Annotated in this window: 24 protein-coding genes; 19 read left to right on the top strand and 5 right to left on the bottom strand. The window is 58.9% G+C overall.

Annotated features, from left to right (window positions below; genetic code table 11):
- Positions 1–25: 25 nt before the first annotated feature.
- A complete protein-coding gene (gene cysH, locus BHE81_RS13830; RefSeq protein ID WP_002915177.1) occupies positions 26–760 on the top strand; it encodes a phosphoadenosine phosphosulfate reductase in 735 nt (244 codons plus the stop codon).
- 72 nt (positions 761–832) lie between these two features.
- Here cysH and BHE81_RS13825 read toward each other — a convergent pair whose 3' ends face one another.
- Complete coding sequence (locus BHE81_RS13825; protein WP_004174643.1) at positions 833–1,879, bottom strand: aminopeptidase; 1,047 nt, start codon at positions 1,877–1,879, stop codon at positions 833–835.
- A gap of 246 nt (positions 1,880–2,125) precedes the next feature.
- On the opposite strand from BHE81_RS13825, the gene cysG reads away from it, so the two are divergent.
- From cysG to rpoS, 13 genes are all read left to right on the top strand, one after another.
- Positions 2,126–3,532 carry a siroheme synthase CysG gene (gene cysG, locus BHE81_RS13820; protein ID WP_004217556.1) on the top strand — a complete coding sequence of 469 codons (1,407 nt, stop codon included), beginning with the start codon at positions 2,126–2,128 and terminating at the stop codon, positions 3,530–3,532.
- A 9-nt stretch (positions 3,533–3,541) separates the two neighbouring features.
- Positions 3,542–4,450 carry a sulfate adenylyltransferase subunit CysD gene (gene cysD / locus BHE81_RS13815; RefSeq protein WP_002915160.1) on the top strand — a complete coding sequence of 303 codons (909 nt, stop codon included), beginning with the start codon at positions 3,542–3,544 and terminating at the stop codon, positions 4,448–4,450.
- Between the two features lie 9 nt (positions 4,451–4,459).
- Positions 4,460–5,887, top strand: coding sequence for a sulfate adenylyltransferase subunit CysN (gene cysN / locus BHE81_RS13810; RefSeq protein ID WP_004181094.1), 1,428 nt, complete (start codon positions 4,460–4,462; stop codon positions 5,885–5,887).
- Positions 5,887–6,492 (top strand): adenylyl-sulfate kinase, encoded by a 606-nt coding sequence (gene cysC, locus BHE81_RS13805; RefSeq protein WP_002915158.1) that lies wholly within the window; start codon positions 5,887–5,889, stop codon positions 6,490–6,492. The genes cysN and cysC overlap by 1 nt, the downstream gene beginning before the upstream one ends.
- Before the next feature lie 50 nt (positions 6,493–6,542).
- On the top strand, positions 6,543–6,869 hold the full coding sequence (locus BHE81_RS13800; protein WP_002915157.1) for a DUF3561 family protein: 327 nt from the start codon (positions 6,543–6,545) through the stop codon (positions 6,867–6,869).
- Between the two features lie 140 nt (positions 6,870–7,009).
- Positions 7,010–7,327 carry a cell division protein FtsB gene (gene ftsB / locus BHE81_RS13795; protein ID WP_002915156.1) on the top strand — a complete coding sequence of 106 codons (318 nt, stop codon included), beginning with the start codon at positions 7,010–7,012 and terminating at the stop codon, positions 7,325–7,327.
- A gap of 19 nt (positions 7,328–7,346) precedes the next feature.
- Positions 7,347–8,057 (top strand): 2-C-methyl-D-erythritol 4-phosphate cytidylyltransferase, encoded by a 711-nt coding sequence (gene ispD / locus BHE81_RS13790; protein ID WP_009485534.1) that lies wholly within the window; start codon positions 7,347–7,349, stop codon positions 8,055–8,057.
- Entirely contained in the window at positions 8,057–8,536 is a 480-nt protein-coding gene (gene ispF / locus BHE81_RS13785) for a 2-C-methyl-D-erythritol 2,4-cyclodiphosphate synthase (protein ID WP_004181093.1), read from the top strand. The genes ispD and ispF overlap by 1 nt, the downstream gene beginning before the upstream one ends.
- On the top strand, positions 8,533–9,582 hold the full coding sequence (gene truD / locus BHE81_RS13780; protein ID WP_009485533.1) for a tRNA pseudouridine(13) synthase TruD: 1,050 nt from the start codon (positions 8,533–8,535) through the stop codon (positions 9,580–9,582). The genes ispF and truD overlap by 4 nt, the downstream gene beginning before the upstream one ends.
- Positions 9,563–10,324, top strand: coding sequence for a 5'/3'-nucleotidase SurE (gene surE, locus BHE81_RS13775; RefSeq protein WP_004142750.1), 762 nt, complete (start codon positions 9,563–9,565; stop codon positions 10,322–10,324). The genes truD and surE overlap by 20 nt, the downstream gene beginning before the upstream one ends.
- Positions 10,318–10,944, top strand: a complete 627-nt coding sequence (locus tag BHE81_RS13770; protein WP_002915108.1) for a protein-L-isoaspartate(D-aspartate) O-methyltransferase — start codon at positions 10,318–10,320, stop codon at positions 10,942–10,944. Before surE ends, BHE81_RS13770 begins: the two co-directional genes overlap by 7 nt.
- A gap of 125 nt (positions 10,945–11,069) precedes the next feature.
- Entirely contained in the window at positions 11,070–12,206 is a 1,137-nt protein-coding gene (nlpD, locus tag BHE81_RS13765) for a murein hydrolase activator NlpD (RefSeq protein WP_004149542.1), read from the top strand.
- 157 nt (positions 12,207–12,363) lie between these two features.
- Complete coding sequence (gene rpoS, locus BHE81_RS13760) at positions 12,364–13,356, top strand: RNA polymerase sigma factor RpoS (RefSeq protein WP_002915106.1); 993 nt, start codon at positions 12,364–12,366, stop codon at positions 13,354–13,356.
- 52 nt (positions 13,357–13,408) lie between these two features.
- On the opposite strand, the gene BHE81_RS13755 is transcribed toward rpoS, so the two are convergent.
- Together BHE81_RS13755 and BHE81_RS13750 are read right to left on the bottom strand one after the other, a co-directional pair.
- Complete coding sequence (locus BHE81_RS13755; RefSeq protein ID WP_002915104.1) at positions 13,409–13,786, bottom strand: hypothetical protein; 378 nt, start codon at positions 13,784–13,786, stop codon at positions 13,409–13,411.
- Positions 13,783–14,985, bottom strand: a complete 1,203-nt coding sequence (locus BHE81_RS13750; RefSeq protein WP_004174649.1) for an MFS transporter — start codon at positions 14,983–14,985, stop codon at positions 13,783–13,785. Before BHE81_RS13750 ends, BHE81_RS13755 begins: the two co-directional genes overlap by 4 nt.
- 108 nt (positions 14,986–15,093) lie before the next feature.
- Between BHE81_RS13750 and BHE81_RS13745 the strand changes: the two genes are divergently transcribed.
- Positions 15,094–15,981, top strand: a complete 888-nt coding sequence (locus tag BHE81_RS13745) for a LysR family transcriptional regulator (RefSeq protein ID WP_004142744.1) — start codon at positions 15,094–15,096, stop codon at positions 15,979–15,981.
- An 8-nt stretch (positions 15,982–15,989) separates the two neighbouring features.
- Here the strand turns inward: BHE81_RS13745 and BHE81_RS13740 are convergent, their stop codons facing one another.
- A complete protein-coding gene (locus BHE81_RS13740) occupies positions 15,990–16,397 on the bottom strand; it encodes a MarR family winged helix-turn-helix transcriptional regulator (RefSeq protein ID WP_002915102.1) in 408 nt (135 codons plus the stop codon).
- A gap of 173 nt (positions 16,398–16,570) precedes the next feature.
- Between BHE81_RS13740 and BHE81_RS13735 the strand changes: the two genes are divergently transcribed.
- The 4 genes from BHE81_RS13735 to BHE81_RS13715 all read left to right on the top strand — a co-directional run bounded on the left by BHE81_RS13735 (position 16,571) and on the right by BHE81_RS13715 (position 19,329).
- Positions 16,571–17,164, top strand: coding sequence for a non-oxidative hydroxyarylic acid decarboxylases subunit B (locus BHE81_RS13735; protein WP_002915099.1), 594 nt, complete (start codon positions 16,571–16,573; stop codon positions 17,162–17,164).
- Positions 17,164–18,591 (top strand): non-oxidative hydroxyarylic acid decarboxylases subunit C, encoded by a 1,428-nt coding sequence (locus BHE81_RS13730; RefSeq protein ID WP_004151060.1) that lies wholly within the window; start codon positions 17,164–17,166, stop codon positions 18,589–18,591. Before BHE81_RS13735 ends, BHE81_RS13730 begins: the two co-directional genes overlap by 1 nt.
- A 10-nt stretch (positions 18,592–18,601) precedes the next feature.
- The gene (locus BHE81_RS13725) at positions 18,602–18,838 is read left to right on the top strand and encodes a non-oxidative hydroxyarylic acid decarboxylases subunit D (protein WP_002915098.1); all 237 of its coding nucleotides are present in this window, start codon (positions 18,602–18,604) and stop codon (positions 18,836–18,838) included.
- 338 nt (positions 18,839–19,176) lie between these two features.
- Complete coding sequence (locus tag BHE81_RS13715) at positions 19,177–19,329, top strand: Hok/Gef family protein (protein WP_002915097.1); 153 nt, start codon at positions 19,177–19,179, stop codon at positions 19,327–19,329.
- A gap of 119 nt (positions 19,330–19,448) precedes the next feature.
- Here the strand turns inward: BHE81_RS13715 and mutS are convergent.
- The coding region (gene mutS / locus BHE81_RS28765) for a DNA mismatch repair protein MutS (protein WP_228268718.1) at positions 19,449–20,712 on the bottom strand (1,264 nt) is incomplete at its 5' end.

Raw genomic sequence — 20,712 nt, 5'->3', positions numbered from 1 at the left:
GGCAAAACAGGCAAACGAGGTTCATATGTCCGTACTCGATCTAAACGCGCTTAATGCATTGCCGAAAGTGGAACGCATTCTGGCACTCGCGGAAACCAACGCCCAACTGGAAAAGCTTGACGCCGAAGGGCGTGTGGCGTGGGCGCTGGAAAATCTGCCGGGAAACTATGTGCTGTCGTCGAGCTTTGGCATTCAGGCGGCAGTCAGTTTGCATCTGGTGAATCAGATCCGCCCGGATATTCCGGTGATCCTCACCGATACCGGCTACCTGTTCCCGGAAACCTATCAGTTTATTGACGAGCTGACGGACAAGCTCAAGCTGAACCTGAAGGTGTACCGCGCGGCTGAAAGCGCAGCCTGGCAGGAGGCGCGCTACGGCAAGCTGTGGGAGCAGGGCGTTGAGGGCATTGAGAAATACAATGAGATCAACAAGGTTGAGCCGATGAACCGGGCGCTGAAAGAGCTCAACGCGCAGACGTGGTTTGCCGGTCTGCGCCGCGAGCAGTCGGGCAGCCGGGCTACGCTTCCGGTGCTGGCGGTCCAGCGCGGGGTGTTCAAGGTGCTACCGATTATCGACTGGGATAACCGCACGGTGTATCAGTACCTGCAAAAGCACGGGCTGAAGTACCACCCGCTGTGGGATCAGGGCTATCTCTCGGTAGGCGATACCCACACCACCCGCAAATGGGAGCCGGGCATGGCAGAAGAAGAGACCCGGTTCTTCGGGCTTAAACGCGAGTGCGGATTGCACGAGGGTTAAGCTGTTAGCTCTTCCTCTGAGTGATAATTCAAAAAGAACACGCGGGCGATACCGCGCGTTCTTTTGTGCGTATTAGCTTTTCTTCTCCACCTTCGCCAGCTCTTTCACCAGCGGCAGCATGACTTTCACTACCTCGCGTCCGCGGTGTTCGATGCGCCCCGGCAGCGCGTGGTCGATATACTGCTGATTATCCAGCTGGACGTCATGCCAACTGGTTCCCTGCGGGAAACTGGCCGATTTGCTCCGCTGCTGATAGCCATCTTTTTTGCCGAGTGACCAGTTAGTCGCCTCGACCGACAGCACCGGGATCCCGGCGTTGTCGAAGACGCTGGCGTCATTGCAGCAGCTGGTGCCTTTCGGATAAGCCGGGTTGAGTCCCGGGTTGGTGTAGGCGGCGATGCCCTTGCTGCGAGCGATAGCCAGCGCGCGGTCGCGGGTCAGCTTGCGCACCGAGGCCGGCGTGCTGCGGCCGCTGTTGAAATAAAGCTTATCGCCCACCACCAGATTATCGAGATTGATCACCAGCAGGGTATTTTTCTTTTCCGCTTCGCTCATCCGCTGCAGCAGGTTTTGCGCGCCGAGACGGCCTTCCTCTTCACCGCTGGTGGCGATAAAGCGGATGCCATAGCGGGTAGGGACGTTCTTTAAATGCTCCGCCAGCTCCAGCAATACGCCAAGTCCCATCGCGTTGTCGTCGATGCCCTGCAGCGTCAGGCCGCCGAGGTTGTTCTCCACGTCTTTATCGCTCTGCGGCGCATAGGTGTCGAGGTGTGCCATGATAATAATCTGCTGGCGCACTTTACCTTCATGGGCGGCGATCACCGTACTGCCGGTGGCGTTATGCCAGTTCTTGCGCTGATTGCTGTCGGTATAGATATAGCGGGTATTGAAGCTTCGCACGTCGCTCTGATATCCCATCAGGGCGAACTGCTGGCGCAGATAGTCAGCTGAGAGCATTTCCGGCGGCGTTCCGGTCATTCGTCCCGGGAAGACGGTGGCGATATGGCGGGCCTGGCTACTGGCGGTGTCGCCCAGCGCGCTGAATGCGGGGGCGGCGGCAAAAACAAAACCGGTGCCGAGCGCCAGCGGAAGCAGACGGCGGCACAACGCGGAAAACATAAGGGGTCCTTACACGAACAAGACAATTTGACGCGTACAGTATGAAACTGTGACCGCGGTTAAACAATTTCAATTGCTCTTAAATAGCGGAAAAATAGCGCGTTAAGCACTTTTTGATATTTGTATTTCCGCCGCGTTATTCCTTTGTGTCACAACTCATTCCATTTCGTAATTTCATTTGCTCTAAGGCGCACCCTATAGTCGCAGTATCGCTGAATGTAAGAGAGTTGTTGCACCGTGGATTACTTGCCCCTTTTTGCCGAACTGAAACAAAGGCCCGTGCTGGTGATCGGCGGCGGCGAGATTGCTGAACGTAAGATCAAGTTCCTGCTGCGCGCCCAGGCGCAGGTGCAGGTGGTCGCTGAAACGCTGTCACCGGCGCTGGCCGATCTGGCTGCGCGCCAGGCACTCAGCTGGCGGGCGACGGAATTCAGCGACTCGCTGGTGGATGATGTCTTTCTGGTGATTGCGGCCACCGAGGATGAGGCGCTTAACCAGCGGGTATTTGCGGCAGCTAACGCGCGCTACCGGTTGGTCAACGTGGTGGATAACCAGGCGCTGTGCTCGTTTGTTTTCCCTTCTATCGTCGACCGTTCGCCGCTGCTGGTGGCGATCTCCTCCAGCGGTAAAGCGCCGGTGCTGTCGCGCATTCTGCGTGAAAAAATCGAAGCGCTGCTGCCGACGAATCTCGGTCGGCTGGCGGAATCAGCAAGCTACTGGCGCAACCATCTGAAAACCCGCCTGACGACTACCGAAGCGCGTCGCCGCTTCTGGGAGCGCGTCTTTACCGGCCGCTTCGCCAGCCTGATGGTGGCGGGCAACTCTGCGGAGGCGGAAAAGGCGCTGCAGGATGAGCTGGATAAGCCCGAACGAGAGACGGGAGAAATTATTCTGGTCGGCGCCGGGCCGGGCGATGCCGGGCTGCTGACCCTTCGCGGTCTGCAGGCGATCCAGCAGGCGGACGTGGTTTTCCACGACCATCTGGTGACTCAGCCGGTTCTCGAGCTGGTGCGCCGCGATGCCGAGCTGATCTGCGTTGGCAAACGCGCCGGCGAGCACTCGGTGCCGCAGCATGAAACCAATCAGCTGCTGGTGGAGGCGGCGAAGGCGGGGAAAACCGTCGTGCGCCTGAAGGGCGGCGATCCGTTTATTTTTGGCCGCGGCGCAGAAGAGCTGCAGGCTGCCGCCGAGGCGGGGATCCCGTTCCAGGTGGTGCCGGGCGTCACCGCAGCCGCCGGGGCGACGGCCTACGCCGGTATTCCGCTGACCCATCGCGATTATGCGCAAAGCGCCGTCTTTGTCACCGGCCACTATAAGCCGGACAGCGCCCCCTTCGACTGGTCGCTGCTGGCGAAGAGCCAACAGACGTTGGCGATCTACATGGGCACCATGAAGGCAGCGGAAATCAGCGCGCAGCTGATCGCCCACGGTCGCGACAGCGACACGCCGGTGGCGGTAATTTCCCGCGGCACCCGTGACGATCAGCAGACGATAACCGGCACATTGCAACAACTCGAACACCTGGCGAAAGACGCCCCGATGCCCGCCCTGCTGGTGGTAGGCGAAGTGGTGCAGCTGCATCAGCAGCTCGCCTGGTTTCAACATACATCATCCGCCGAGGGGTTTAACGCTTCGGTGGTCAATCTGGCTTAAGGAACGGTTATGGACCAAAAACGACTCACTCACCTGCGGCAACTGGAGGCGGAAAGCATCCATATTATTCGTGAGGTGGCCGCCGAATTTTCTAACCCGGTAATGATGTACTCCATCGGGAAAGATTCCAGCGTAATGCTGCATCTGGCGCGCAAAGCGTTTTATCCGGGAACCCTGCCGTTCCCGCTGCTGCACGTCGATACCGGCTGGAAATTCCGTGAGATGTATGAGTTCCGCGACCGGACCGCTAAAGCCTACGGCTGTGAACTGCTGGTGCATAAAAACCCGGAAGGGGTGGCGATGGGCATCAACCCGTTTGTCCACGGCAGCGCCAAGCATACCGATATCATGAAAACCGAAGGGCTGAAGCAGGCGCTGAACAAATACGGCTTTGACGCCGCGTTCGGCGGCGCGCGTCGCGACGAAGAGAAATCCCGCGCGAAAGAGCGCATCTACTCCTTCCGCGACCGCTTCCACCGCTGGGACCCGAAAAATCAGCGTCCGGAGCTGTGGCACAACTACAACGGCCAGATTAACAAAGGCGAAAGCATCCGCGTCTTCCCGCTCTCCAACTGGACCGAGCTGGATATCTGGCAGTACATCTATCTGGAAAATATTGAAATCGTGCCGCTGTATCTGGCCGCTGAGCGTCCGGTGCTGGAGCGCGACGGTATGCTGATGATGATCGATGACGACCGTATCGATCTGCAGCCGGGCGAGGTGATTGAAAAACGGATGGTGCGTTTCCGTACCCTCGGCTGCTGGCCGCTGACCGGCGCGGTGGAGTCTGAAGCGCAGACGCTACCCGAAATTATTGAAGAGATGCTGGTATCGACCACCAGCGAACGTCAGGGGCGCGTCATTGACCGCGACCAGGCCGGCTCGATGGAGCTGAAGAAACGTCAGGGGTATTTCTAAGGAGCCGCCATGAACACGACCATTGCCCAACAAATTGCCAACGAAGGCGGCGTAGAAGCTTACCTGCACGCGCAACAGCACAAGAGCCTGCTGCGTTTTTTGACCTGCGGCAGCGTCGATGACGGCAAAAGCACCTTAATTGGCCGCCTGCTGCACGATACGCGCCAGATCTATGAAGACCAGCTCTCTTCGCTGCACAACGACAGCAAGCGTCACGGCACCCAGGGCGAAAAGCTGGACCTGGCGCTGCTGGTGGACGGCCTGCAGGCCGAGCGCGAGCAGGGCATCACCATCGACGTGGCCTATCGCTACTTCTCAACCGAAAAACGCAAATTTATCATCGCCGACACCCCGGGGCACGAGCAGTACACGCGCAATATGGCCACCGGCGCGTCCACCTGCGACCTGGCGATCCTGCTGATCGATGCGCGCAAGGGCGTGCTCGACCAGACCCGCCGTCACAGCTTCATCTCGACGCTGCTGGGCATTAAACACCTGGTAGTGGCGGTCAACAAAATGGATCTCGTCGAGTTTAGCGAAGCGCGCTTCAACGAGATCCGGGAAGATTATCTGACCTTTGCCGAGCAGCTGCCGGGCAACCTTGATATCCGCTTTGTGCCGTTGTCAGCGCTGGAAGGCGATAATGTCGCCAGCCAGAGCGCGAATATGCCGTGGTACAGTGGCCCGACGCTGCTGGAAGTCCTCGAAACCGTGGAGATCCAGCGGGTGGTCGAGAGCCAGCCGCTGCGCTTCCCGGTGCAGTATGTTAACCGTCCGAACCTTGATTTCCGCGGCTTCTCCGGCACGGTCGCCTCCGGTACCGTGCAGGTTGGCCAGCGTCTGAAGGTGCTGCCGTCGGGCGTCGAATCGAGCGTAGCGCGTATCGTCACCTTCGACGGAGACCTGCAGGAAGCCGCCGCCGGCGAAGCCATTACCCTTGTGCTGAAAGATGAAATCGACATCAGTCGCGGCGACCTGCTGGTTGACGCGCAAGCCTCGCTGCCGGCGGTACAGAGCGCCAGCATCGACGTGGTGTGGATGGCCGAACAGCCGCTGACCCCGGGCCAGAGCTACGACATCAAAATCGCCGGCAAGAAGACCCGCGCTCGCGTCGACGCTATCCGCTACCAGGTCGATATTAACAACCTGACCCAGCGTGAAGTCGAGTCTCTGCCGCTGAACGGCATCGGCCTGGTGGAGCTGACCTTTGACGAACCTTTAGTGCTGGATCCGTATCAGCAAAACCCGGTGACCGGCGGGCTTATCTTTATCGATCGCCTGACCAACGTCACCGTCGGCGCCGGGATGGTCAACGAGCCGCACCTGCAGGCATCGACGTCGGCATCACAGTACAGCGCCTTCGAGCTGGAGCTGAACCAGCTGATCCGTAAACATTTCCCGCACTGGGACGCCCGCGACCTGCTGGGAGGCAAATAATGGCCCAGCATGACGAAAACGTCGTCTGGCATGCCCACCCTGTGACCCAACAGCAGCGGGAACAGCATCACGGCCATCGCGGCGTGGTGCTGTGGTTTACCGGCCTTTCGGGGTCGGGTAAATCCACCGTCGCCGGGGCGCTGGAGGAGGCCCTGCATGAGCGCGGCGTCAGCACCTATCTGCTGGACGGCGATAACGTGCGCCATGGCCTGTGCAGCGACCTGGGATTCAGCGATGAGGATCGCAAAGAGAACATTCGCCGCGTCGGGGAAGTGGCCAGGCTGATGGTCGATGCCGGGCTGGTGGTATTGACGGCATTTATATCTCCGCACCGTGCGGAACGGCAGATGGTGCGCGAGCGCCTCGGGGAAGGACGCTTTATCGAAGTGTTCGTCGATACCCCGCTGGCCATCTGCGAGGCGCGGGATCCGAAAGGATTGTATAAGAAAGCGCGGGCAGGGGAATTACGCAATTTCACCGGTATAGACTCGGTCTATGAGGCACCGGAAAAGGCGGAAATTCATCTGGATGGTGAACAATTGGTAACAAATTTGGTGCACCAACTATTAGACCTGCTGCAACAGAGCGATATTATCAGATCCTGAAACGGCAGCGGCATCGAGGGGTGCCGGTTGCCCGGTCTACAGGATTCGATATGCGCAATACCCAGAACCTCAGTATTATTCGTTCAGAACCGCCTCCGGCGATCGGCGACGAGACCACCTGGTCTTTGTCGGGCGCTGCCGTGGGCTTTATTTCGTGGCTGCTGGCGCTGGGTATTCCCTTCCTTCTCTATGGCAGTAATACACTCTTCTTTCTCCTCTACACCTGGCCATTCTTCCTTGCGTTGATGCCGGTGGCGGTGGTGGTCGGTATTGCGCTGCACTCTCTGCTCAATGGCAAACTGCTCTATAGCGTCAGCGCGACCATCCTGACCGTTGGGCTGATGTTTGCGCTACTCTTCCTCTGGCTGTTGGGATAACCCGTTGCTGGTATGAATCAAGCATGGGTATCGACAGCAAAAATATGGTACAGTCCCCGCGTTACGCGGCATCGTCCGCGCGCCCCGGTAGCGTACCCGGGCGAGTTTTGGGATGATGATGCCGTTTTTCAGGGGGCAGGATGGGTAAACTAACGCTGCTATTATTAGCTTTGCTGGTCTGGCTACAGTATTCGCTGTGGTTCGGTAAAAACGGCCTGCACGACTACACGCGGGTTAACGACGACGTCACCGCCCAGCAGGCGACTAACGCCAAATTAAAAGCACGCAACGATCAGCTGTTTGCCGAAATTGACGACCTCAACGGCGGGCAGGAAGCGATTGAGGAGCGTGCGCGCAATGAACTCAGCATGACCCGCCCGGGCGAAACCTTCTATCGTCTGGTACCGGATGCGTCTAAACGCAATCAGGCATCGGGGCAACAGCAGAACAATCGATAACCAGGCCCAGGATTACAACATGGCAGCCACTTTTCCGGGCGTTTGCGCCGTGGTGCCGGCAGCCGGTTTCGGCCGCCGCATGCAAACGGAATGCCCGAAACAATATCTCTCAATCGGTAACAAAACGATTCTCGAACACGCGGTCGCCGCGCTGCTGGCGGATGCGCGCGTCCAGCGGGTGGTGATTGCCGTCAGCCCCGGCGATCGCCGCTTCAGCCAGCTGCCGCTGGCGCAGCATCCGCAAATTACCGTGGTGGATGGCGGCGCCGAGCGCGCCGATTCGGTACTCGCCGGCCTGCAGGCGTTGCCGGAGGCACAGTGGGTGCTGGTGCATGACGCCGCGCGCCCCTGCCTGCATCAGGACGACCTCAGCCGCCTGCTGTCGCTGTGCGAAACCAGCCGCGTCGGCGGGATCCTTGCGGCGCCAGTGCGCGACACCATGAAGCGCGCCGAGCCGGGCAAAACCGCTATCGCCCATACCGTCGACCGCAATGACCTGTGGCATGCGCTCACCCCGCAATTTTTCCCTCGCGAGCTGCTGGTGGATTGCCTCACTCGCGCGCTAAACGAGGGAGCCACTATCACCGATGAAGCTTCGGCGCTGGAGTACTGCGGCTTCCATCCGCAGCTGGTCGCCGGACGCGCGGATAATATTAAAGTGACGCGCCCGGAAGACCTGGCGCTGGCTGAATTTTACCTCACCCGTTCCCGACACCAGGAGAAAGCTTAATGCGAATTGGACATGGTTTTGACGTACACGCTTTTGGCGGTGAAGGCCCAATCATCATTGGCGGGGTACGCATTCCTTATGAAAAAGGGCTGCTGGCCCACTCCGACGGCGACGTCGCGCTGCATGCGCTGACCGACGCGCTGCTTGGCGCCGCGGCGCTGGGCGATATCGGCAAGCTGTTCCCCGATACCGATCCGGCGTTTAAAGGCGCCGATAGCCGCGAACTGCTGCGCGAAGCATGGCGCCGCATTCAGGCCAAGGGCTATACGCTCGGCAACGTCGACGTCACGATTATTGCCCAGGCGCCGAAAATGCTGCCGCATATTCCGCAGATGCGCGTCTTTATCGCTGAGGATCTCGGCTGCCATATGGACGACGTCAACGTGAAAGCGACCACCACCGAGAAGCTCGGCTTCACCGGCCGCGGGGAAGGGATCGCCTGCGAAGCGGTTGCGCTGCTGCGTAAGGCCGACAAATGATCGCCTTTGACCAACTGACCTGGCTGCACGGCAAGCCGCAGAGCAGTGGGCTGCTGAAAGCCAATCCGGAAGATTTTCTGGTGGTGGAAGATCTGGGCTTTGCCCCGGACGGCGACGGCGAACACGTGCTGGTGCGGATCCTGAAAAACGGCTGCAATACGCGCTTTGTCGCCGACGCGCTGGCAAAATTCCTTAAGATCCACGCCCGTGAAGTGAGCTTCGCCGGGCAAAAGGATAAGCACGCGGTCACCGAGCAGTGGCTGTGCGCCCGGGTGCCCGGCAAAGAGATGCCGGACCTGAGCAAATTTCAGCTCGAGGGCTGCCAGGTACTGGAATATGCTCGCCATAAGCGTAAGCTGCGTTTAGGCGCGCTGAAAGGCAACCAGTTTACCGTGATCCTGCGCGAGATTAGCGATCGCCAGGACGTGGAGACGCGTCTGCAGGCCATCGCTGAACGGGGAGTGCCGAACTATTTCGGCGCGCAGCGCTTTGGCATTGGCGGCAGTAACCTGCAGGGCGCCCTGCGCTGGGCGGAGAGCGGCGCGCCAGTGCGCGATCGCAATAAGCGCAGTTTTTGGTTGTCGGCAGCCCGCAGCGCGTTGTTTAATCAGCAAGTGAGTATTAGATTAAAAAAAACGGAATTTAATCAGGTCGTTGATGGCGATGCGCTACAATTAGCGGGGCGCGGGAGCTGGTTTGTCGTCACACCGGAAGAACTCGAGGTTTCGCAGGCGCGGGTGCATAACCGCGAACTGATGATTACGGCCACGCTGCCGGGCAGCGGCGACTGGGGAAGCCAGCGCGACGCCCTGGCTTTCGAGCAGGCCGCGATCGCCGAGGAAACCGCGTTGCAGGCGCTGCTGGTACGGGAGAAAGTCGAGGCGGCGCGCCGGGCGATGCTTCTCTATCCACAGCAGCTCAGCTGGAACTGGTGGGATGACGTAACCGTTGAACTGCGTTTCTGGCTGCCGGCGGGCAGCTTCGCCACCAGCGTGGTCAGGGAGCTTATCAATACAACGGGTGACTATGCGAATATTGCTGAGTAACGATGACGGGATCCATGCGCCGGGGATACAGACCCTGGCGAAGGCCTTAAGGGAGTTTGCCGAGGTCCAGGTGGTTGCACCCGATCGTAACCGCAGCGGGGCCTCAAATTCGCTGACGCTGGAATCGTCCCTGCGTACGTTTACCTTTGAAAATGGCGACATCGCCGTCCAGATGGGCACCCCGACCGACTGTGTCTATCTCGGCGTGAACGCGCTGATGCGCCCGCGTCCGGACATCGTGGTTTCCGGTATTAATGCCGGCCCCAACCTGGGCGACGACGTCATCTATTCCGGCACCGTGGCCGCGGCGATGGAAGGCCGTCATCTGGGGTTCCCCGCGCTGGCCGTGTCGCTGAACGGCTATCAGCATTACGATACCGCCGCGGCGGTAACCTGCACCATTCTGCGCGCCCTAAGCCGCGAGCCGCTGCGTACCGGGCGGATCCTTAACATCAACGTGCCGGATCTCCCGCTCGATCAAATCAAGGGTATTCGCGTGACCCGCTGCGGCAACCGCCATCCGGCCGACCAGGTGATCCCGCAAAAAGATCCGCGCGGCAACACCCTGTACTGGATTGGTCCGCCGGGCGATAAGCGCGATGCCGGGCCGGGCACCGATTTTGCGGCAGTGGATGAAGGCTATGTTTCCGTGACGCCATTGCACGTCGATTTAACCGCCCATCAGGCGCATGAGGTGGTCACCGATTGGCTGGAACGTGTCGGGGTTGACAGGCAATGGTAAGTAAACGTGTTGAAAGTTTGTTGAATCAACTGCGCACGCAGGGCATCGTCGATGAACGTGTCCTCGAGGCGATCGCGCTGGTCCCGCGCGAAAAGTTTGTTGATGAAGCCTTTGAACATAAAGCGTGGGAAAACACCGCGCTGCCGATTGGCCAGGGGCAGACCATCTCCCAGCCGTATATGGTGGCGCGGATGACCGAGCTGCTGACGCTGACGCCGGAGTCGCGGGTGCTGGAGATCGGCACCGGTTCCGGCTACCAGACGGCCATCCTGGCGCATCTGGTGCATCACGTATGCTCGGTAGAGCGAATTAAGAGTTTACAGTGGCAGGCGCGTCGTCGCCTGAAACAACTTGATTTACATAATGTTTCAACCCGTCATGGCGATGGGTGGCAAGGTTGGCAGGCGCGGGCGCCGTTTGATGCCATTATTGTGACGGCGGCGCCACCGGAAATACCGACCGCGCTGCTGGCGCAGCTGGATGATGACGGCGTGCTGGTGCTGCCGGTCGGCGAAGAGCATCAGTTTCTCAAACGGATCCGTCGTCGGGGCAACGAATTTATCATTGATACCGTCGAGGCCGTTCGCTTTGTTCCCCTGGTGAAGGGGGAGCTGGCCTGAGACCCGGATTATTCCAGGTTTTTTTTGCCTGACTTTAGGCGTAGGGTGGACACATTTTTCAGTGTCCTGGCCGGGCGCCGCCCGGTAAGCAAGATATTGGCAGTTAACATATTCCTGGGGGATAAATGAGCGCGGGAAGCACCAAATTTACCGTCAGCCGTATTGCGGCTCTTTCACTGGTTTCACTCTGGCTGGCCGGGTGTACCAACACCAATAATCCGCCTGCGCCGGTTAGCTCTGCCGGCGGCGCCGCCTCTTCCAGCACCAACTCCGGCATGCTGATTACGCCGCCACCCTCCGGCGTCAAGTCCGCTCCTCAGGCGCAGCCGATTCAGCCGATGCAGACCCAGACCATTCAGCCGCAGCCGGCGCCGGTGGCGCAGGAGCCGGTACAGACGGTAAATGGCCGGATCGTTTACAACCGCAAATATGGCGATATTCCGAAAGGTAGCTATACCGGCGGCAGTACCTATACGGTAAAACGCGGCGACACGCTATTCTATATCGCCTGGGTCACCGGCAACGATTTCCGCGACCTGGCGCAACGCAACAACATCCCGGCCCCGTACGCGCTGAACGTGGGGCAGGTACTGCAGGTCGGTAACGCCTCAGGCCAGCCGATCACCGGCGAAAACGCCGTTTCTCAGGCCAGCGCAAGAGCGAGCGGCGGTGCGACGACCAGCACAACTTCTGCACAAAAATCGACCGCGGTGGTTGCTTCACAACCGACTATTACGTATTCTGAATCTTCAGGTGAACAGAGTGCTACCAAGATGTTGCCTAATAATAAACCAGCGACCACAACCACAACGGTTGTCGCGCCGGTGACGGCACCAACAACGGTGAGCACAACCCAGCCGACTGCAAGCAGTACGTCAACCAGTTCGCCGATCTCAGCATGGCGCTGGCCGACTGATGGCAAGGTTATCGAGAACTTTAGCGGCGCGGAAGGCGGCAATAAAGGTATCGATATTGCAGGCAGTAAGGGACAGGCTATTGTCGCGACCGCCGATGGGCGCGTCGTCTATGCCGGTAACGCACTGCGCGGCTACGGTAATCTTATTATCATCAAACACAACGATGATTACCTGAGTGCCTACGCTCATAACGATACCATGCTGGTTCGGGAGCAACAGGAAGTCAAAGCGGGGCAGAAAATCGCTACCATGGGTAGCACCGGAACCAGCTCAACAAGATTACATTTTGAAATTCGTTACAAGGGGAAATCCGTCAACCCGCTGCAGTACTTACCGCAGCGATAATTTGGCAAAGTACGGATAAGCGAAGCATCAGCTAACAGGCGCCAGGGCGGTGTCTACGTTCCTCTCGCAGAGAGGGCAGGGGAAATCGTCCAGGCGTCGTTTGTTGATGTGCCGTGGAAGGTGCTTTGCTCAGGGATCACGGGTAGGAGCCACCTTTATGAGTCAGAATACGCTGAAAGTTCATGATTTAAATGAAGACGCGGAATTTGATGAGAACGGAATTGAGGTTTTCGACGAGAAAGCCTTAGTAGAAGAGGAACCCAGTGATAGCGATCTGGCTGAGGAAGAGCTGCTGTCGCAAGGCGCAACCCAGCGCGTACTTGACGCCACTCAGCTTTATCTTGGAGAGATTGGTTATTCCCCACTGCTGACCGCGGAAGAGGAAGTCTATTTCGCGCGTCGCGCACTGCGTGGTGATGTCGCTTCACGCCGTCGCATGATTGAAAGTAACTTGCGTCTGGTGGTGAAGATTGCCCGTCGTTACAGCAATCGTGGTCTGGCGCTGCTGGATCTGATTGAAGAAGGTAACCTCGGCCTGATCCGCGCCGTTGAGAAGTTTGACCCGGAACGTGGGTTCCGTTTTTCGACCTACGCGACCTGGTGGATCCGCCAGACTATTGAACGGGCGATCATGAACCAAACCCGTACGATCCGTTTGCCGATCCATATTGTTAAAGAGCTGAACGTCTATCTGCGTACCGCGCGCGAGTTGTCCCATAAGCTGGACCACGAGCCTAGCGCGGAAGAGATCGCCGAACAGCTGGACAAACCGGTCGATGACGTCAGCCGTATGCTGCGTCTGAACGAGCGCATCACCTCCGTGGATACCCCGCTGGGTGGCGATTCAGAAAAAGCGCTGCTGGATATTCTGGCCGATGAGAAAGAGAACGGCCCGGAAGACACCACGCAGGACGATGATATGAAGCAAAGTATCGTCAAATGGCTGTTCGAACTGAACGCCAAGCAGCGTGAAGTTCTGGCACGTCGTTTTGGTCTGCTGGGTTATGAAGCTGCCACGCTGGAGGATGTGGGCCGTGAAATTGGCCTGACCCGCGAACGCGTGCGGCAGATCCAGGTGGAAGGTCTGCGTCGCCTGCGGGAAATTCTGCAGGGACAGGGGCTGAATATCGAAGCGCTCTTCCGCGAATAAGACGTTTTCTGTCAAAAAGGCCCCCTCGAAAGTCGGGGCCTTTTTCTTTGGGCTAGCCGAGGCGGGTTTCCTGTAGATGGCGCCAGACAATTTTCCCTTCCGCTTGCTGAAAAATCGCCGTCGACCAGCGAACGTTCTGGCTGCTATCCGCCAGCGTTTGGCTTTCACGATATAGCACTGCGGCGCCGTCGTGCCACTCGCTGATGATTTCCATCTGATCCACTACGATATCTAACCCCGGACGGCTGCCGCCGGCGTGGTGGAAAAAACGGCTCACCGTTGGGTAGTCCATCTTCTCACCGCTCAAGGGGATCATGGTAAAATCGGCGGCAAAACGCTTCATCAGCGCCTCAGCGCTTCCTTCGCCATGGCTTAACCAGCGTTCGATAAGGACATGGGCATCGAGGACTTCCTGCAGATAAGGATTCATGACTTCTCCAGAGTGGTGTGCAGGCGATGGATAATCGCCCGATTATTCAGCCGCAGGCAAAACAGCAGCGGCAACAGGGTAATGACGGCGGCGCTAATAAATACCCCCTGCCAGGCGTAGGCCGGCGGGAATACCCTCAGCAGCAGGGCGAGCAGGGCGCTGCCGGCAAAGAAGCTGAGCTGGCGGTTAAGATTCCATAGCGCGCTGGCGTCAGGCATCTCTTCGGCAGGCGTATGCAGGAAAGCGCTGCTTTGCGCGGTGCTGCTGCATAAGCTGCCTCCGCCGCCCATCAGCGTAAAGGCCAGAATCAACAGCGCCAGCGGGCTGTCCGCATCGATCTTCAGCAGCAGCATGATCCCCATCGCCTGAAGCAGGCAGCCGATGACGACCAGCGGCCGGGGCCCGAAGCGGTTGAAATATCTGCCGGTAAAGGTGATGGCGGCAAACGAGGCCAGCGACCAGGGCACCATCAGGGCACCGATTGCCCCCGGCGCCAACCCGGTGACGCGTTGCAGGTAGTACATCCCCACCACGTTGACGCCAATAAACATCCCCGGCACGCAGAGGTAGATCAGCATCGCGAAGCGCAGCAGGGGATCGGCCAGCAGCGACAGTGGAAGAAAGCGAGTCGGGCGAACCGGACCGGGGGTGTCGTTCAGCCATCGCACCGCCAGCACAAAGGTTAGCAGAGCGACAGGCAGGCTGGCGAAAAAGACCCAGCGCCAGCTGAACGCCTCGACTAACAGGCCGCCGATCGCCGGCGAGCAGGCGGGGGCCAGCAGGCCGACCAGCATCACCGCCGCCGACAGCTTCGCCCGCTCATGCGGCTGAAACAGCGGCCACGTCAGCGCCTGGCCGAGGGGGATTAACAGCCCGCCGCCCATCCCCTGCAGCGTCCGCCATAAAATCAGTTCGCTCAGGCTGTTGGCAAGCCCTGCCGCCAGCGCGCCGAGGCTGAACAGCCCCAGCGAGAGTAAAAACAGCCGTTTCGCCCCCCAGCGCTCGCTGAGCCAGGCGCTGAACGGCACAACGACCGTCAGACCGAGAATATAGGCATTACTGACCCACGCCAGCTGCGAGACGGAAACCGCCAGCGCGCGGCTGATTGCCGGAAAGGCGATGCTGGCGATAAACATATTGATCAAATCGAGAAAAAAACCGAACAGAAAAACGGTGGCAACGCGGTGGCGGTAGGTCATGGTTCACTCCCTCAGACAGGCGGCTACTGTAAACCTGCCGCAGCGAGGGATAAACGGGACTAATCGGGATATACTGTCTGAATATTTTTGACAATCATCCGGACGACGATGCTTAATCTTCAGCGCGTGACCATGTTTATCGCCGTGGTAGATGCCGGCAGTTTCACCCTGGCCGCAGCGGCGCTGGGGCAGACCAAGGCGGTGGTCAGCTTTAACGTACGGCAGCTGGAAAATGAGCTGGGGGTGACGCTGCTGCTGCGTTCGACGCGGCGTTTGCGGCTCACTGACGCCGGGGTGCTGTTCTATCAGCGCGGGGTAGCGCTCCTGAACGCGGCGGAAAATCTCCAGGATGAGGTGCGGGCCAGCCATAGCGGCTTAAGCGGGGAGCTACGGATCACCACCACGCCGGAGTATGGCGAGCAGGTTATCATTCCAGCGCTGGCCGCGTTCGCCCGTCGTCATCCGGCGCTGCGGGTGCGCCACGTCTCCTCCTCCCATCATGCCGACCTCATTTCAGAACGATTTGACGTGGCGATACGCCTCGGTACGCTGGCCGATTCCCGCTATCGGGCGACGCGGATAGCCAGTTTCGCGATCCTGCCCGTCGCCTCTCCGGCCTGGCTGGCGAGCCATCCGGTGCAGACGCTGTCCGATCTGGCGCAAGCTGAGTGGATTATTCACGAGCGCCTGCCGACGCCACTGCGCTGGCAGCTGCGCACGGATCACCAGACAGAGGTGGATTTCGCGATAGCCAGCGCGCCGCGGTTTTCTGCTGATAGCGCTACGGCGCTGATGAGCTTTGCTCTGGCGGGATGCGGCGTCGCCTTGCTGCCCGCATGGCTGGTAGCCAAAAAGGTGGCGCAGCGGGAGCTGGTGCCGCTCCTGCCGGAATACCATTTCCCACAGCAGGGCGTGTATGCCCTTTATCCCGACTCGCAGCATTTGCCGACCCGGGTGCGGGCATTTATTGACTTCCTGCGCGAGAAGGTCGGTTAAGCGCCCGTTCAGGGCGCCATCATTTTGTGCACCAGCCGGGAGAACTGCTCGCGCTCGTCATCGCTCAGGCGGCCGAGAAACTCGTCATCGACCTCATTGCCCTGCGGAATGGAACGGTTAAGCAACGCCTCGCCTTCGTCGGTCAGATAGACAAAACGGCGGCGTTTATCGGCCGGATCGTGCTCCCGGCGCACCAGGCCGCGCGCTTCCATTCGGCTGAGCATCTCCGCCAGCGTAGCCTTGGTGCTGACCGCCGCTTCAATCAGCGCCACCTGTTCGATCCCGGGGTGCTCCGCTACCGAGCGCATCACCGCATACTGAGGTTTAGTCAGGTCCGGCAACGCCTGCTGCCAGCGGGCGGTATGCTGTTGAAAAAGCTGGCGCAGCAGGTGGAATGCTTCGTTTCGTAACTCCATGAATACTCCGTAACAAAACTGTCACCTCTATGATAGCCGTTCGTACGCCTTTTTATACCCTTTCTGCGTTTTGATTAAAAATGCGCACGTATACGAACGATCTTGCCAATAAGGGCTGGAGGGGGTAGTTTAAATATAAAGTTCGTACACGAACAAAAGTAATGAGGTCTGGAATGAAACTGATTATTGGGATGACGGGGGCCACCGGGGCACCGCTTGGGGTGGCATTGCTGCAGGCGCTGCGCGATATGCCGGAGGTGGAAACCCATCTGGTGATGTCGAAATGGGCCAAAACCACCATCGAGCTGGAAACGCCCTGGACGGCGCGCGAAGTGGCCGCGCTGGCGGACTTTTCCCACAGCCCGGCAGACCAGGCCGCCACCATCTCATCCGGTTCATTTCGTACCGACGGCATGATCGTTATTCCCTGCAGTATGAAAACGCTTGCAGGCATTCGCGCGGGTTATGCCGAAGGGCTGGTGGGCCGCGCGGCGGACGTGGTGCTCAAAGAGGGGCGCAAGCTGGTGTTGGTCCCGCGGGAAATGCCGCTCAGCACGATCCATCTGGAGAACATGCTGGCGCTGTCCCGCATGGGCGTGGCGATGGTCCCGCCCATGCCAGCTTACTACAACCACCCGGAGACGGTTGACGATATCACCAATCATATCGTCACCCGGGTGCTGGATCAGTTTGGCCTCGACTATCACAAAGCGCGCCGCTGGAACGGCTTGCGCACGGCAGAACAATTTGCACAGGAGATCGAATAATGGCTTTTGATGATTTGCGCAGCTTTTTGCAGGCGCTGGATGACCAGGGACAACTGCTGAAAATCAGTGAAGAGGTGAACGCTGAGCCCGATCTGGCGGCGGCCGCCAATGCGACCGGACGCATCGGCGACGGTGCCCCGGCGCTGTGGTTCGATAATATTCGCGGCTTTAACGACGCTCGCGTGACGATGAACACCATCGGCTCGTGGCAGAACCATGCCATCTCGCTGGGCCTGCCGCCTAACACGCCGGTGAAAAAGCAGATTGATGAGTTCATTCGCCGCTGGGATAACTTCCCGGTGACGCCAGAGCGCCGCGCCAACCCGGCGTGGGCAGAAAATACTGTTGATGGCGATGATATCAACCTGTTCGATATTCTGCCGCTGTTCCGCCTCAACGATGGTGACGGCGGTTTCTACCTCGATAAAGCCTGTGTCGTTTCACGCGATCCGCTGGATAAAGATAACTTCGGTAAGCAAAACGTCGGTATCTACCGCATGGAAGTGAAAGGCAAGCGCAAGCTCGGCCTGCAGCCGGTACCGATGCACGATATCGCGCTGCATTTGCACAAAGCGGAAGAGCGTGGGGAAGATCTGCCAATCGCCATTACCCTCGGTAATGACCCGATTATTACCCTGATGGGCGCCACGCCGCTGAAATACGATCAGTCTGAATATGAGATGGCTGGCGCGCTGCGCGAGAGCCCGTATCCCATCGCTACCGCGCCGCTGACCGGCTTTGACGTGCCCTGGGGTTCGGAAGTGATCCTCGAAGGGGTCATTGAAGGGCGTAAGCGTGAGATCGAGGGGCCGTTCGGTGAATTTACCGGTCACTACTCCGGCGGTCGTAACATGACGGTAGTGCGTATCGACAAAGTCTCTTATCGCAGCAAACCGATTTTTGAATCGCTCTACCTCGGTATGCCGTGGACCGAGATTGACTATCTGATGGGCCCGGCGACCTGCGTACCGCTGTATCAGCAGCTGAAGGCCGAATTTCCGGAAGTGCAGGCGGTCAACGCCATGTACACCCATGGTCTGCTGGCGATCATCTCCACCAAAAAACGCTACGGCGGTTTTGCCCGCGCGGTGGGCCTGCGGGCGATGACCACTCCCCACGGCCTCGGCTATGTGAAGATGGTGATCATGGTTGATGAAGACGTCGACCCGTTCAACCTGCCGCAGGTGATGTGGGCGCTCTCCTCGAAGGTTAACCCGGCGGGAGACCTGGTGCAGTTGCCGAACATGTCGGTCCTTGAACTTGACCCAGGCTCCAGCCCGGCAGGCATTACCGACAAACTGATTATCGACGCCACCACCCCGGTTGCGCCGGACCTTCGCGGTCACTACAGCCAGCCGGTGCAGGATCTGCCGGAAACCAAAGCCTGGGCTGAAAAACTGACCGCTATGCTGGCCAACCGTAAATAAGGAGAAGAAGATGATTTGTCCACGTTGCGCCGATGAAAAGATTGAAGTCATGGCGACCTCGCCGGTGAAAGGGGTCTGGACCGTGTATCAGTGCCAGCACTGTCTTTACACCTGGCGAGATACCGAGCCGCTGCGCCGCACCAGCCGCGAACACTATCCGGAAGCGTTCCGCATGACGCAGAAAGATATCGATGAGGCGCCGCAGGTGCCGCACGTACCGCCGCTATTGCCGGAAGATAAGCGTTAATGAAAGGGGCCCGCTAAGTCGGGCCTTTTTTATATTTAGTACAATTATGGAAATTATTTTTTCATTAAATTAAAAAATTACGTGAAGGGTTAATATACCGGGATGACTTTGCGAGCCTGCATCCAGATTAATATAAAATTCGTCTGATTAATTCCTTGCAGATAAATTTCACGCCCTGACGAGTGTAGAATTGCGGCGGGTGCTTGAGGCTGTCTGGCCTTGAGCATTACCAGGACCCCAGACAGACGAAAGCCCCAGGAGATATTTCTATCAACTGAGGCTAGCGAATGAACATAGACAATTCAGATGTTAGTCTCTTCTTTGCAGGGAGGCAAGATATGCTGACAAAATATGCCCTTGTGGCAATCATCGTACTCTGTATTACGGTACTGGGATTTACGCTGTTGGTGCACAGCTCACTATGCGAGCTGAGTATTAAAGAGCGTAATATTGAGTTTAAAGCTGTTCTCGCTTACGAATCGAAGAAGTAGCATCCGCGCGGGGGCAACCCCGCGTATGGGTTGTCAGGACGCATCCTCTAGCACCCATTTTTTTGTTTACTAAAACGGCAGCGCTTCACAGCGCTGCCGTTTTTCACCTTAATGGGTGGCTAGACCAGTCTTTTCAGACGGTAGATCCACTCCAGCGCCTGACGCGGGGTCAGGGAGTCCGGATCAAGATTCTCCAGCGCCTCAACCGCAGGCGAGGTCTCTTCCGGGGCGGCGAGTAGCGACATCTGCGTGCCGTCGACCTGGGTCGCCGCCGCGTTGGGCGAGATACTCTCCAGCTCGCGCAGTTTCTGCCGCGCGCGCTTGATCACCTCTTTCGGCACCCCCGCCAGCGCGGCGACCGCCAGGCCATAGCTCTTGCTGGCCGCGCCGTCCTGCACGCTGTGCATAAAGGCGATGGTATCGCCGTGCTCCAGCGCGTCGAGGTGGACGTTGGCAACGCCTTCCATTTTCTCCGGCAGCTGAGTGAGCTCGAAGTAGTGGGTGGCGAACAGCGTCAGCGCCTTGATTTTGTTGGCCAGATTTTCCGCACAGGCCCACGCCAGCGATAGCCCGTCGTAGGTGGACGTGCCGCGGCCAATCTCATCCATCAGCACCAGGCTGTGTTCGGTAGCGTTGTGCAGGATATTGGCGGTTTCAGTCATCTCCACCATAAAGGTCGAGCGGCCGCTGGCCAGGTCATCCGCCGCGCCGACGCGGGTAAAGATGCGATCGATGGGCCCGATCTCCACCTTCTGCGCCGGGACGTAACTGCCGATATAGGCCAGCAGCGCAATCAGCGCGGTCTGGCGCATATAGGTACTTTTACCGCCCATATTCGGCCCGGTGATAATCAGCATCCGCCGCTGCGGCGCCAGCTGCAGCGGGTTGGCGATAAACGGCTCTTTCAGCACCTGCTCGACCACCGGATGGCGGCCTTCGCTGATGCGAATGCCCGGCTTATCGCTAAAGGTCGGGCAGCAGTAGTTCAGGGTTTCCGCGCGTTCCGCCAGGTTGACCAGCACGTCCAGCTCGGCCAGCGCGCTGGCGCTGGTTTGCAGGTCGGCGAGATGCGGCAGCAGCAGGTCGAACAGTTCGTCATAAAGCTGTTTTTCCAGCGCCAGCGCTTTGCCCTTGGAGGTCAGCACCTTATCTTCGTATTCCTTCAGCTCAGGAATAATGTAGCGTTCGGCGTTCTTCAGCGTCTGGCGGCGCACGTAGTGGATCGGCGCGAGGTGGCTCTGGCCGCGGCTGATCTGGATGTAGTAGCCGTGGACGGCGTTGTAGCCGACTTTCAGGGTATCGAGGCCCAGCCGCTCGCGCTCGCGGATCTCCAGTTTATCGAGATAATCGGTGGCGCCATCGGCCAGCGCCCGCCACTCGTCC

The organism is Klebsiella sp. AqSCr, from assembly GCF_008452795.1.
GTDB classification, from domain to species: domain Bacteria; phylum Pseudomonadota; class Gammaproteobacteria; order Enterobacterales; family Enterobacteriaceae; genus Klebsiella; species Klebsiella pneumoniae.
Note: the sequence above shows the minus strand (reverse complement) of the source record. Positions and strands in the feature narration are given on the sequence as shown.